The organism is Agathobaculum sp. NTUH-O15-33 (genome assembly GCF_033193315.1).
GTDB classification, from domain to species: Bacteria; Bacillota; Clostridia; order Oscillospirales; family Butyricicoccaceae; genus Agathobaculum; species Agathobaculum faecihominis_A.
Genome location: NZ_CP136187.1, coordinates 18,944 through 32,670, shown reverse-complemented (window position 1 = coordinate 32,670; position 13,727 = coordinate 18,944). Strand labels below are relative to the sequence as shown.

Annotated in this window: 12 protein-coding genes and 1 pseudogene; 12 read left to right on the top strand and 1 reads right to left on the bottom strand. The window is 58.6% G+C overall.

Annotation, left to right across the window (positions count from 1 at the left end; translation table 11 throughout):
- The first annotated feature begins 13 nt into the window (after positions 1-13).
- The 12 genes and pseudogenes from RWV98_RS00130 (at position 14) to RWV98_RS00075 (ending at position 11,625) form a co-directional block, all read left to right on the top strand.
- Complete coding sequence (locus RWV98_RS00130) at positions 14-1,078, top strand: amidoligase family protein (protein ID WP_317862958.1); 1,065 nt, start codon at positions 14-16, stop codon at positions 1,076-1,078.
- 33 nt (positions 1,079-1,111) lie between these two features.
- Positions 1,112-1,708 (top strand): hypothetical protein, encoded by a 597-nt coding sequence (locus RWV98_RS00125; protein WP_317862956.1) that lies wholly within the window; start codon positions 1,112-1,114, stop codon positions 1,706-1,708.
- Between the two features lie 18 nt (positions 1,709-1,726).
- Complete coding sequence (locus RWV98_RS00120) at positions 1,727-2,236, top strand: gamma-glutamylcyclotransferase family protein (RefSeq protein ID WP_317862954.1); 510 nt, start codon at positions 1,727-1,729, stop codon at positions 2,234-2,236.
- A gap of 4 nt (positions 2,237-2,240) precedes the next feature.
- A complete protein-coding gene (locus tag RWV98_RS00115) occupies positions 2,241-3,287 on the top strand; it encodes a C40 family peptidase (protein ID WP_317862953.1) in 1,047 nt (348 codons plus the stop codon).
- A 77-nt stretch (positions 3,288-3,364) separates the two neighbouring features.
- On the top strand, positions 3,365-3,646 hold the full coding sequence (locus RWV98_RS00110) for a hypothetical protein (protein ID WP_317862951.1): 282 nt from the start codon (positions 3,365-3,367) through the stop codon (positions 3,644-3,646).
- Positions 3,647-3,723: 77 nt separating this feature from the next.
- The gene (locus RWV98_RS00105) at positions 3,724-4,560 is read left to right on the top strand and encodes a hypothetical protein (protein WP_317862949.1); all 837 of its coding nucleotides are present in this window, start codon (positions 3,724-3,726) and stop codon (positions 4,558-4,560) included.
- A 16-nt stretch (positions 4,561-4,576) separates the two neighbouring features.
- The gene (locus RWV98_RS00100; protein ID WP_317862947.1) at positions 4,577-4,837 is read left to right on the top strand and encodes a DUF6103 family protein; all 261 of its coding nucleotides are present in this window, start codon (positions 4,577-4,579) and stop codon (positions 4,835-4,837) included.
- Between the two features lie 369 nt (positions 4,838-5,206).
- On the top strand, positions 5,207-5,623 hold the full coding sequence (locus tag RWV98_RS00095) for a hypothetical protein (protein ID WP_442872086.1): 417 nt from the start codon (positions 5,207-5,209) through the stop codon (positions 5,621-5,623).
- 18 nt (positions 5,624-5,641) lie between these two features.
- Positions 5,642-8,465 (top strand): annotated as a pseudogene (mobP3, locus tag RWV98_RS00090) (MobP3 family relaxase).
- 14 nt (positions 8,466-8,479) lie between these two features.
- Complete coding sequence (locus RWV98_RS00085) at positions 8,480-9,502, top strand: toprim domain-containing protein (RefSeq protein WP_317862945.1); 1,023 nt, start codon at positions 8,480-8,482, stop codon at positions 9,500-9,502.
- Positions 9,503-9,514: 12 nt separating this feature from the next.
- Complete coding sequence (locus RWV98_RS00080; RefSeq protein WP_317862944.1) at positions 9,515-11,356, top strand: VirD4-like conjugal transfer protein, CD1115 family; 1,842 nt, start codon at positions 9,515-9,517, stop codon at positions 11,354-11,356.
- A gap of 11 nt (positions 11,357-11,367) precedes the next feature.
- A complete protein-coding gene (locus RWV98_RS00075; protein ID WP_317865806.1) occupies positions 11,368-11,625 on the top strand; it encodes a helix-turn-helix domain-containing protein in 258 nt (85 codons plus the stop codon).
- A 192-nt stretch (positions 11,626-11,817) separates the two neighbouring features.
- Here RWV98_RS00075 and RWV98_RS00070 read toward each other — a convergent pair whose 3' ends face one another.
- A complete protein-coding gene (locus RWV98_RS00070; RefSeq protein WP_317862943.1) occupies positions 11,818-13,596 on the bottom strand; it encodes a sensor histidine kinase in 1,779 nt (592 codons plus the stop codon).
- Positions 13,597-13,727 lie beyond the last annotated feature (131 nt).

The window sequence follows — 13,727 nt, the reverse complement described above, 5'->3', positions numbered from 1 at the left end:
GAGGTGAAAGTGAATGGATATGAAAGACCAGCGGTTCGGCATTGAGATTGAGATGACCGGCGTCACCCGCGAGCAGGCCGCCAAGGTTGCCGCCGCCTATTTTGGCACCTCGTCGCGCTACATCGGCTCCGGTTACGACGCCTACGCGGCGCTGGATGGTCAGGGCCGCCAGTGGAAATTCATGAGCGACGCGAGCCTGACTCCCCAGAGAAAGGAGGGCCGGAGAAAGGTTCCCGCCAGCGATGAGTACCGGACGGAGATGGTCAGCCCCATCTGCCGGTATGAGGACATCGAAACCGTGCAGGAGATCATCCGCAAGCTGAAAGAGGCCGGAGCCATCACCAACAATAGCTGCGGCATCCACGTCCACATCGACGCCTCGCCCTTTAACGCGAACACCCTGCGCAACATCACCAACATCATGGCGGCCAAGGAGGACTTGATCTATAAGGCGCTGCAGGTGACGGTGGCAAGGCAGCACCGCTGGTGCAGGCCCGTGGAGCAGCGGTTTCTGGACGAGATCAACAGCCGCAGGCCGCAGACGCTGGATCAGGTCAAGCGCATCTGGTACAACGGCGGCGACCGCAGCCACACCCACTATGACGATTCCCGGTATCACTGCCTGAACCTGCACTCGGTGTTTCAGAAAGGGACGGTGGAGTTCCGGCTCTTTAACGGCACCCTCCACGCGGGAAAAATCAAAGCGTATATCCAGCTCTGCCTTGCCATTGGGGCGCAGGCCCTCAACCAGCGCAGCGCCAGCCGGACAAAGACGCAGACCACCAACGAGAAGTACACCTTCCGCACATGGCTCCTGCGGCTCGGCCTGATCGGCGACGAGTTCAAGACCGCCAGACTCCACCTTTTAGAGCATCTGGACGGCTGCATCGCGTGGCGCGATCCCGCGCAGGCGGAGGCACAAAAGGAGCGGTTAAGGCAGAAAAAAGAAAGAGAACTGGAGCAGGCCCGGCAGTCACAGGCGGAAGCCGGGGCGGAGCAGGCACCCATCCCAATCGAAGAACACGCCACTCAGGCCGGGGATTCCGAGGAAGCCCCGGCCCTTGCCATGCGGATGTGAACCCGCGCGGCACCATGAAAGGAGAAAACCGATATGGCGACAACCGCAATCTATACTGTGTGTCAGCACGGGCTGGAATCCCATTTTTACTCCTACTGTGCGGGCGGCTTCAGCTATCCGTTCCATGTGGGGGACTGGCTGTCCCGGCTGGATACCGACGTAAACAGCCGCAGGCCGGAGGGAGAAAAGCTGTGTGTGGCGGCGCTGCTCCCGCAGCTCACCGGGGATGATCACTTCCCGGAGGCGGCCAAGGGCCTGCGCCTGTTCCGCGCCGTCAGCGATTCGGAAGCGGCGGCCCACCTTGGCCGCACCGTCCCCGACGAGAGAATCCCGTTCCACATCACCCTCGATCTGGACAGAGGGACGGTGGGGTTTGTGTTTAACCGGGACTGTCCGGGGCTTGACCTGCCCGATGTGGAACTCCCCATTTACGGGAATCACGAGGAACTCGGCGGTTCGCTGCTCTCGGAATGTGCCGAGTGCGCGAGGTTCGATAAGGAAATGAATTCCCATCCCCACGCCGTGGCGGAAGTAAATGAAACTGTGTTTGAACAGCTCATCCGTGACCACGCCGAGCAGATGCTTCAGCAGGAAGCCGTGCGGGGCGGCATGGATATGCGGATGGGCTGAGAAAAGGAGAAGAACGCTATGAGCAGAAGAAAAGACACCCTTTATATCGCCTACGGCAGCAATCTAAACCTCCCGCAGATGGCGCACCGCTGTCCCACCGCCACGGTGGTCGGCACCAGCGAGATCAGGGGATACGAGCTGCTGTTCCGGGGAGGCAGACGCGGCGCGGTGGCCACGGTGGAGCCTCTGGAGGACAGCTCCGTGCCTGTGCTCCTGTGGAAGATCAAGCCCAAGGACGAGGAAGCCCTCGACCGCTACGAGGGCTATCCGAACTTTTACCGCAAGGAAATGATGGATGTGGAGCTGGGCGGAAAGACGGTTCCCGCGATGGTTTACGTCATGAACGATGGCCGTGGGCTGGGAGCGCCCTCGGATTTTTATCTGAACACCATACTGGAGGGCTACCGCTCGGCGGGCTTTGATACTGATTTTTTAGACAGGGCCGTGGAGAAATCCATCCGTCTGGCACAGGAACAGCAGGCGGCGGAGCCGTTCCAGCAGACGCTGTTCGGACAGAAATGGTGGTGATCGCATGGCTGTCCCTGTAGCCGCGATAGCCAAGGCCGCCGCCGCGATCCTCTCCGATGAGCGGGCGCGAAAGGCGGTGGGCTGGACGGTGGCCGCCATCCTCTCGCCGGTCATCCTCATCATCGTGGTGATCTGCGCCCTCTGTTCCGGGACTGCGGATCACAACAGCGCCGCCGTGGAGCTGTCCTTTCACGGCGGCGTCATCTCCTCTCAGGTGCCGCCCGAATACCGGCAGTACATCGAGGATATGCGGGAGAGCTTCACCGGGCTGGACGGGGCTGTGTCGGAAATTACGCCGATGATCGAGGACGGTAGCCTTGACGATACCCGGATGAAAGCCATTTTTTACGCTCTGTTTTTCGGCTCGGAAAACCTCCGCATGGACGGCGGGGACTACCGGAATTTCGCGGACTGCTTCGTCCGGTACGAGGAACGCACCCGCACCGTTACCGATGCGGACGGCAATGAATCGGAGGAAACCTACACCGTGGCCATCCCCATCACCGACCTCGGCACGGTGTACGCAAACCTTGAAAGCGCCCTTGGCCGGACGATCACCCCGGACGATCAGGCCAACGCGCAGCGTGTGTATATCCTCGCGCTGTACGGATCGGCAGCCGGGGCCGGTGGCGGAAGCGGCCTGCCGCCCGGTGTGGAGATGGGCGAGGGAACCTTCGCCGACCTGATGGCGGAGGCCACCAAATACATCGGCTTCCCCTATGTGTGGGGCGGCTCCACCCCGGCGACCTCCTTTGATTGCAGCGGTTTTGTGTGCTGGGTTTATACGCAATCCGGCGTTTACAACCTGCCGCGCACCACGGCCACCGGCATCTATAACCAATGTGCCATCGTCCCCAAGGCGGAGGCCAAGCCCGGCGACCTGATCTTTTTTACCCGCACCTATGCCTGCAGCGGGCCGGTGAGCCACGTCGGAATCTACGTCGGCGGCGGGCAGATGCTGCACTGCGGGTCGCCCATCGGCTACGCGAATATCGAATCCAACTACTGGCGGGAGCACTTCTACGCGATAGGCAGACTGCCGGGTGTGTAGAAAATATTTAGTGGTTTCTGCTATGGACTTCGGCGGCGCGTTACGGTATGTTGTGTCGCTGAAAGGAGGTGGATCGGATGGATGAGTGGACAGAACAGATGGAAACACTGCTCTCGGACAGGCTGAAACAGATCAAAGTCAAGGCGGACGGATGTGGAGCGGCGGCAAAATCCGAAATAGAAAAGCGATGCGAACAGGTGAACCGAATCCTGTTCACGCTGTCGGAAGCTGACCGGCAATGGATGGATCAGCTCCTTGTTGACCAGCACATTCTCTCTGAAGATGCCCAAGAAATATTTTACCGGGCCGGATTAAGAGATGGAATTCAGATGTTCCTCTGGTTTTTGAAAGAACCATAACCGATGTTTTCAGAGGCGGGCCGTCACAACGGTGGCGGCTTTCTTCTGTTCTGCCAATGCTTGAAAGGAGAATTCCCATGCACGAAAAAAGGAAAGAAGCCCTGCTCTATAAGGCGCTGGAATATATCAGCCATGTGGAAAGCGGCGACAGCCTGTACGATTGCCTGCACAATTTCGTCGGCATGACCAACGCGGAAATCGAAGAAGCGGGCTATGAGCTGCAGCAATACTATCAGCCGGAGCAGGCGGCGCAGTTGGCCGCCGCCAATGACAAGCGGTACATTTCACTGGAGGAACTGGAGCGGCAGGCCCGCACAGCGGTGGAATTTATCGTCATGGACGGTGCGGCGAACACCTCCAGTGGGAACTGGATACTGTCCTTTGACGAGCTGAAAAAGCAGACAGGGTTGGACTTAAGTGACAAGCCTTTTTTCCGGCAGCTCATCGGCACCATGCTCTGTGAACGCCCGGAGGTGGCGGATCTGCATATTGACACAGACTGCCTTGACGTGGTCTATTACCTTGACTACTGCCCAAACCGCGAGCCGGAGCAGGCTGGTGACACGGAACCGGAAGCGGGAAAACAGACGCTCCGGGAGCTGCTCCACGCCCGGTGGGAGGACATCCACCTGCTGCACAGGGACGTGGAGATCGAGCCTGCCACCATCGTGGAGCTGGATCAGAACACCCTGACCGACGCCGGAAAAGAGGCGTGGGCCGATGTGCTGGATGCCAAAGTGTGCCGCGTGTATCAGGGAGCCTATGGCCTGCAGGTGGAGCTGGACGGGATAAACCCTTCCCGCCTGCAGGGATTTTCCGAGATGCTGGCGGGCTACTGTTCAGCGGAAAACTATAAAAAGTGGGTGGTGGAGCCGGAGGAAATTCCGGCTCTCTCCCCACAGATGAAACTGTGAAACGGAGGAATGCAAGATGAAAACAACCACCCTGACCGTCTCGTTCAACACGGAAAAGCTGGACGCCCTGACCTACCACATGGGCAAGAAACAGGCCGATCTGCCTGCGGAACTGAACGACACCATCCAGAAGCTCTACGAAAAATACGTCCCGCAGGCCACCCGTGAGTACCTCGACGATAAGATCGCCCGTGAGGAATCCGCCAAGGAGCGGCCCCGCCGTCCGGCCCGTTCCGCACCCGCCGCCGCATCCACGGAGGAAGCGACCGGGGCGTGAGGGCTGTGTCGGCCCCTGTGAGGCCGCGTGTGGGCTTTTGGACGGCGGGGTGGCATCCGTGTCCCCTCGCCGATCTGCCGCCCCGCGCCCAGCCGGTGTCGCGGGCCTGTGGAAAAAGGCCCGGAATCCGTGAATTTTACCCTCTCAGGGGCGGGATTTGCATGGGTCGAAAGTGGTGCAGGTTAAAGGGGTTATGCTGCTTTCGCAGCCCAACCCCGGAAAACACCGCCCGGCAAAGCCGTGCGGGGATCGCGTTTTGCATACCTTTTCGCCCCGGAAGAAAAATTGTTATGCCGGACAGCCTCAAAAGACCGCTGTACCGGGGTTTTCACTGCATACCGGCGGGACAGCCGGAGAAAGGAGGCCCAAGTGGCGGAGAAGAAACCAGTCATGACGCGCACCGGCTTCTATGTGGAGAAAGACGTGCTGGATTGGTGCGACAGCCTGCTCAGTCAGGCGGGCGTGAAATCCCGCAACGAGTTTGTCACCGAGGCACTCCGCTTTTACTGCGGATACCTCTCCTCGCGCCGGTCGGAAAACTATCTGCTGCGGGCGCTCTCCTCCGTGCTCACCGGCACGGTGCAGGATACGGAGAACCGGCTGGCGCGGATGGATTTCAAAATCGCCGTGGAGCTTTCCAAGCTGGCGCACGTCATCGCTTACACCCACGAAGTCGATCCGGAGGATATGAAATGGCTCCACGGAAAATGCGTGGAGGAAGTCAAACGGATCAACGGCGCGGTGGAATTTGAAAGCGCCCGTGAGTATTACCAGAAAAAAGAATAGCCCAAACGGAGGAAGCCCATGCCCAAGATTATATTTACCTCGCACTACATGCGGGACGCGCCCGCCGAGCACCTGAAAAACTATGTCGAGTACATCGGCACCCGCGAGGGCGTGGAGAAGATCGACGAGAGCAAGGCGCTGCTCCCCGCCACCATAAAACAGCGGAAACTCATCGGGCAGCTTGTGCGCGATATCCCGGAGAGCCGGGAGATGCTGGAGTACAGTGATTATCAGCTGCACCCCACCATCGGCAACGCCTCCGAATTGATCACGCGGGCGCTGGAACAGAACCTCGACTTTGTCGGCAAACGGGAAAACTATGTGGACTACATCGCAAACCGTCCCCGCGTGGAGCGCGTCGGCGAGCACGGCCTGTTTACCGACGCCGGTGTGCCGGTGGTGCTCTCTCAGGTGCAGAACGACGTGGTCAGCCACAAGGGGCCGGTCTGGACGCATGTGGTTTCCCTGCGCCGTGAGGACGCCGCCCGGCTTGGCTACGACAGCGGCAAAGAGTGGATGGCGCTGCTGCGCTCCAAACGGGCGATGTTCAGTAAGCACATGAAGATCGACAGTGAAAACCTGCGCTGGTACGCCGCGTTCCACAACGAGAGCCATCACCCCCATGTTCACATCATGGTCTACTCCGCAAAGGATAACGACGGCTACCTCACCAAAGAATCCATTGAAGCCATGCGCTCGGAGCTGGCCCATGATATCTTCCGGCAGGACTTCGCCCACATTTACGAGGAACAGAATCAGGCCCGCGCCGGTCTGGAAGCAGGGGGCGGCCGATCTTATGGATGAGCTGCTCCGGCAGATCGCGTCCGGCGTGTGTGAGGACAAGGTGATCGAAGAAAAAATACAGCGGCTCGCGGGCCGCCTGCAGAACACCGGAGGGAAAAAAGTCTACGGATATCTAAAAGCCGACGTTAAGGCACTGGTGGATCAGATCGTGGATGAACTGGCCCAGGACGCCCGCGTGGCGGAGCTTTACGCCGCATGGAGCAAGTGGCAGGATGAGATTCTGAAAACCTACACCGGCAAGCTGCAGCCGCTCCCTCCGCTGTCCCGCCAGCCACAATTTAAAAGCATCAAAAACATGGTGATCGCCGAGGCAATGAAAATCGGTGGTCGCCATTTCACGTTTGAGGATGAGGCCGCGCGGGAGCTGCCGGAGCAGGATGCCACACCGGAACCGACAGCGCCGGAGGATTTCCCGGAGCCATACGAACCGGGCGCGGACTTTCGCGCGGACTGGAGCAAGGAGTACAAGCTGGCTCGCAAGTATCTCTATGGCGGAGAAAATGTGGAGCAGGACTTCACGGAAGCCTATCGGCTGTTTCTCTCGGAAGCGGAATCCGGCAACGGGCTGGCCATGCACGACCTCGGCAGGATGTGCGCGGATGGCTTGGGCATGGAACCTGACGCGGCGGCCTCTCAAGAGTGGTACGCCAAGGCCCTCGCCGCCTTCCTCGCCGTGGAGCCGTCCGCCGAGCAATGGCAGCAAACCTATCTGCAGTACCGCATCGGCAAGCTGTACGCGGCGGGCCTCGGCACGGCGCAAAACTATGAACAGGCCGCCGCTTGGTTCTCACGAGCCGTGGCCGCCAATCACAAGTACGCGCAATACTCCCTCGCCTCGCTTTATTATCGCGGGCATGGCGTGGCACAGGATTATGAAAGAGCCTTTGATCTCTATGGGCGCAGCGCCGGACAGAAAAATCCCTACGCCAGCTACGAACTGGCCAAGATGTGCCGGGACGGGATCGGCACCAAAAAGGATATGGAAAAAGCCGGTGTGCATTTTACAGATGCGTTCACCGGCTTTTATCAGTTGGAGCAGCAAAGCCACGACGATAAGCTCCAATACCGCCTCGGCCAGATGCTCCACACCGGAACCGGCACCCAAAAGGATGACGCCGCCGCGATGACCTGCTTTGAGAAGTCGGCGAAGCTGGGCAACGCCAATGCACAGTACGCCCTCGGCAAGCTGTGGCTGGAAACCGGCACCGGCAATCCGGCGCGGGCGGTGGCGTGGATCAGGAAAGCGGCGGAGGCCAAAAACGCGGCGGCGCAGTATTCCCTCGCCAAGCTGTACCGCGACGGCGAGCATGTGGAGCGTGACGTTGCCAAGGCCGTGGAGCTGTTCACACTGGCTGCGGAGCAGAAGAATGAATACGCGGCCTATGCCCTCGGCAGGATGTATCTCGCCGGAGAGGAACTCCCAAAGGATGTGGACGCCGCCGTCCGCTGGCTGTCAATTTCCGCCGAGCAGAACAATCCCTTCGCGCAGTACGCTCTCGGCAAACTTTATCTCACCGGGGAAGATGTCCCCAAGGATATCGCCAAGGCGATAGACCTACTCACAAAATCAGCAGAACAGAAAAATGAGTTTGCGCAATATGCCCTCGGCAAACTTTATCTCACCGGAGCGGATGCCCCCAAGGATGTGGACGCGGCCATCCGCTGGTTTACCGCGTCCGGCGAGCAGGGCAATCAGTTTGCACAGTATGCCCTCGGCAAGCTGTATCTCTGTGGCCACGACGTTCCCCGCGACAAAGAGAAAGCCATCCCGCTGCTGGAAGCGTCGGCGGCGCAGGGTAACATTTACGCACAATTTCTGCTCGATCATCTGGACTCCTTCCGCGATCCCTCCGTGCTGCTGGCCGCCACGCGGCTCCTGCACCGGATCGGCAATGCGTTCCGGGAGGACTACAGGCGGGCCACGGGCGGCGGCTCCTTCCAGATTGACCGCAAGCGCCGCCGAAAACTTCGGGAAAAACAGATCGCGCAGGGCCATGCCCGCGACGATCACGAACAGCAACAACAAATCCATTTTTGACGGGAGGCAGAAAAATGTCCGAATACATTTATTTCACCAACGAACAGAAGCGGCGGGCCAACGCCGTGGATCTGGTGGACTTTCTGGAACGGCAGGGAGAAAAACTCATCAAATCCGGCCCGGAGAAACGTCTGGCCAGCGACCACAGCATTACCGTGCGCGGCAGCGAGTGGTTCGACCACGCCGAGGGCGCGAGGAAAGGCGGCCTCGCCATAGACTTTGTGCAGTACCACTACGGCCTTTCCTTCCCGGAGGCCGTGACCATGCTCTTAAATGGAGAGCAGGGACAGGGCTACCGGGAGAGCGAGCACAGGAAGCCGGAGCCGAAGAAAGCCTTTGCTCTGCCGCCCGCCAATGATACCATGCGCCGGGTGTTCGCCTATCTCATCAAGAGCAGGCTGCTGGATCAAAAAGTGGTGTCCCATTTCGCCCACGCGGGTCTGCTCTACGAGGACGCGCAGTATCACAACGCGGTGTTCGTGGGCCGCGACAAGGAGGGCGTCGCCCGTCACGCACATAAACGCGGCACCTACTGCGCCCGCAGGCGCGTGCAAGCGAGCAACCGCCGCGAAGCGGCGGCTCTTGGCGAGTCGTACACGGGCGGCGATGCTTACAAGGGCAACGTGGAGGGCTGCGATCCGCACTTCAGCTTCCACTATGCCGGAACCAGCGACACAGTGTATGTGTTCGAGGCCCCGATTGACATGCTGTCTTTTATCAGTCTCTATCAACAGGACTGGCAGCGGCACAGCTATGTGGCACTGTGCGGCGTGGCGGAGCACGCGCTCCTGCAGCTTCTCGCCGATCATCCGCAGATCAGCAAGATCGGGCTGTGCCTCGACCACGACGAGGCGGGCATCAAGGCGGACAAACGGATCGCCGGAATTTTGGCGGAGCGGGGATACCAAAATGTGTTCCCGCTCTTTTCCGTCCATAAAGACTGGAACGAGGATATCAAGGCCGCTCATGGTCTGGAGGCGATTCCCGCAGAAGAACCATCATCTGTGCCGCAGCAGGTGGTGCAGGCGATGGCATAAGGAGGTGTTTTCATGCAGACGTCACAGCTGCTTCTTTTACTGGCGTCCGGCATCGGTATGTTCGCCGTGATCGGCGGGCTTGCCATGCTGGCGCATTACTATACGCTAAACGGCATCAAATCCAAGACGGTGGGCGACGGCCAGTACGGCACCGCCCGCTTCGCCACCGAGGACGAAATCAAAAAGACATATACCATCGTCCCCTACGAGCCGCAGAAATGGCGGCGGGGAAAGAACCTGCCCCGCGATTCCGCAGGAAACGCTGTGCAGGGCCTCGTGGTCGGCTGCCGGTCACACGCGGGCGGAATCACCGCGCTGGTGGACACCGGCGACATCCACTGCCTGATGATTGGCGCGGCGGGCGTTGGCAAGACCGCCAACTTTCTATACCCCAACATCGAATACGCCTGCGCCAGCGGCATGTCCTTTGTCTGCACGGACACCAAGGGCGACCTGTTCCGCAACTACGCGGGGATCGCCAAGGAGTGCTATGGCTACAACATCTCCGTGCTGGATCTGAGAAACCCCACCCGCTCGGACGGCGACAACATTCTGTCGATGGTCAACAAGTACATGGACGCCTGGCTTGCAGAGCCGGAGAATCTGGCGCTCAAGGCCAAGGCGGAGAAGTACGCCAAGATCACCGCCAAGACCATCATCTGCTCCAGCGGCGAGGACGCCAGCAGCTATGGACAAAACGCATTCTTTTACGATTCGGCGGAGGGCTTGCTCACCTCGGTCATCCTGCTTCTCGCGGAATACTGTGCGCCGGAAAAGCGGCACATTGTCTCCGTGTTCAAGCTGATCCAAGACCTGCTGGCCCCGTCGCCGGTGAAGAACAAATCGCAGTTCCAGCTCATCATGGAGAAGCTGCCCCCGGAGCACAAGGCCCGGTGGTTCTCCGGCGCGGCGCTCAACTCCGCCGATCAGGCGATGGCCTCCATTTTGACAACGGCCATGTCGCGGCTCAATGCCTTTCTGGATTCGGAGATGGAGCAAATCCTGTGCTTCGACAGCTCGCTGGACACGGAAACCTTTTGCAACGAGAAATCCGCCATCTTCATCGTGCTGCCGGAGGAAGATAACACGAAATATTTTATGGTGTCGCTGTTCATCCAGCAGCTCTACCGGGAGATGCTCACGGTGGCCGACGAGCACGGCGGCAAGCTGCCGGGCCGCGTGATGATCTACGCCGACGAGGTCGGCACCATCCCGAAAATCCAGTCGATGGAAATGATTTTTTCCAGCGGGCGCTCCAGACGGCTCAGCATGGTGCCGATCATCCAATCCTACGCGCAGTTCGAGAAGAACTACGGCAAGGAGGGTTCCGCCATCATCATCGACAACTGTCAGGACATCCTGTTCGGCGGCTTCGCGCCCAGCTCCGACAGCGCCGACATTCTCTCCAAGGCCCTTGGCAACCGGACGGTGCTGTCCGGCTCCATCAGCCGGGGGAAGAATGATCCCAGCCAGAGCCTGCAGATGATCCAGCGCCCGCTGATGACGCCGGACGAACTCAAAACGCTACCGAAAGGCCACTTCATCCTCGCCAAAACCGGCTGCTGTCCCATGCAGACCACGCTGCCCCTGTTCTTCAAGTGGGGGATCACCTTCGACCGGGAGTATGTGGTGGAGGAACGGGCCGCCCGCAGGGTGGCCTACGCCGACCGCTTCGAGCTGGAGCAGGAGATCGTCTGCCGCAATGACGCCTACGAGGACGGCTTCGATGAGCTTCCGCCGGAGCTGCCCACGGGAACCAGCGGCGGAATGCAGCACTCGCCCGCGCCGGAGCCGAAAGAACATCGCGGCGCTCCCCGCAGGCCGCCCATGCGCACCATGCGGCAAGAGGAATAGGAGGTGATCGTCTGAGTTACTTTTCCTCCATCTACGCCGAGGAACTCCCGCACCGCGCCAAGGCGGTGTATATGTACCTCAAGGATCGCGCCGACAAGGACGGCAAGTGCTGGCCCGCCATCGGCACCATCGCCCGCGAGCTGCACCTCTCCCGCAGCACCGTCAAACGCGCCATCGACGATCTGATCCAGACCGGCCATCTGGAAAAGGAACAGCGGTGGCGAGACAACGGCGGAAAAAGCAGCCTGCTTTACAAACTGAGGCAGTGAAAAACCATACCCGACCGCCAAGGGGAAGCTCTGCCCTCTTGGTGGTCTGTGGTATGGTTCATCATGGCCCATGCAGGGAACGGAATATTTGAAGAAATACTTTAAGGACAGAAGAAAGATTATTAAGATTTCGGCCCTTTTCTGATGCAGTATATATCCTTGTTTCGACACAATAAAAAGTCATTGGGTGTGTCAGACCAAAGAATGAGAAAAAGCATTTTCCCTTTCCTTCTCTAACGGCAGGCAGATCGTAAACACAGTCCCCGCTCCGGGTGTGGACTGTACTGTGATTTTGCCGCCGATTTCCTCCACGGTCAGTTTTGCGATGTAAAGTCCCAATCCGCTGCCCTCGTTTTTATTTTCCCGTCCCACATAGAACCGTTCAAAGATATGCGGCAGCTTTTCTGGTGCGATACCGCAGCCGGTATCGGACACCGTGATGATTGCCATAAGGTCATTCTCAAGACGCGGTTCAATCGTGATTTTCCCGTCAGGCGAGGTAAAGGCCAGTGCATTGTAGATGAGGTTTTCAAACAGAATTAACAGCTTCTCCTTCTGCCCTTTGACAGAGGCAGGAACGCCCAGCTTGTGGGTGGTTAAATAAATTCCTGCGGCTTCGGTTTCCGGCCTGTTTTTACGCTCTACTTCTTCCAACAGCGAATCCAATTCAATCACGGTCACGGGGGCGGTTATCCGGTCAAAGGTATTCAGCACGGAAAGCGATTGTACCCGGCGTCTTATTTCATCGTTTTCACTTTCAATGTACCCGATATATTCCTGCAATTCATCATCGAGATATAGGTTCCCCTCCCGGATCATGGAGATAAAGCCATGCACCGCTTCAATGGGCGCTTTCAGATTGTGCGCCATGTCGGAAAAGAAATTCTTGCGCTCCAACAGTACGGTCTGAAGTTCGGACGTGCGCTGCTCAATCAGTTCTTCCATATGGGAAACCAACTTCCGGTTTTGCAGAATCATCTCCCTGTTATGGCAGATCATGACCGCGCCAAACAGCAGCACCATACAAAAGCCTGCATATTCGGTCTGCCACGCGCCGTGAATCGGCTCGAACCGATTGTTGTTGACCAGATTGACGAGAAAGCCCATACCAAAGGCACAGCAGCCACCGGCGAGCCACGCCGAACCGGGGGAGCCTTTTTGCAGATTTCCCACGGCGCTGGCGCTAAGGAACAGCCAGCCAAGCAAATAGGCAAAATCGACAACCCCGCCATATAAGTTGATTATCCCGCCCGCTCTTGGTATAATGAAGCAGACAGTCACAAAACAAATGATACAGACACTGTATAGAGCGATGCGGGTACCCTTGCAAAACCACTTTCGGTCAGACCACCCTGCCAGCGCCGCGCCTACTTCCACCGCCTGCACAAGCATAAACATTCGGGCGGAATCTTCGATTGCATACCAGAGTGTGCTGTTCAGCCCCAATTTCCAAATGAAGGGATGCAGGCAGGTAACGGAAAAAGCGAGACACAGCAGCCCAAAGTGGAGGAACAGCCCGTCCCGTGCGCGGGAGAACCACAATACGGCTGAAAAGAGTGCCAACGTCAGCGCCGATACAGCAAACGCGGTATAAAGCGCGGTGCGCTTTCCCGCCAGTTCCGCGATTTTGTCAGGCGCACCGAGAATCGGCGGATAGTATAAGCCACTGTAATAGTGCGACCGGTTCTCCACCGTGAGCGTCAGTTCTGCTTCATCGGTCAGCACAAAGCTCACCATGCTGCCACTGCCATTTGTCGCTTCCGTCGTTCCATTGATGGAAAGGCTGTACCGCGTAAAAATCTCCGGCAGTTCTAATAGCAGTGCGTGGGTGCCGGGGCATTGAAGGGACAGGCGGTAGACCGCGCTTCCAAACGGGCTGTGTTCCCGATCCGGAAAAGCAAAGTTTGAGTATTGTCCGGCAAATGTTTCGGACTGCGCTCCGCCGTCTACCGAGAGCAGCCAGCCGTCCACCAAGAACAACGGCTTTTCCAAATCCTGTCCGGTAAAGGCGAATACCCCGTCTTTTCCATAAGGCGGCCCGGCGGTATATTTATTGTCGTATCGGGTGGTAAGCTGGAGCACTGTAAAAAGCGCGGCCAGTA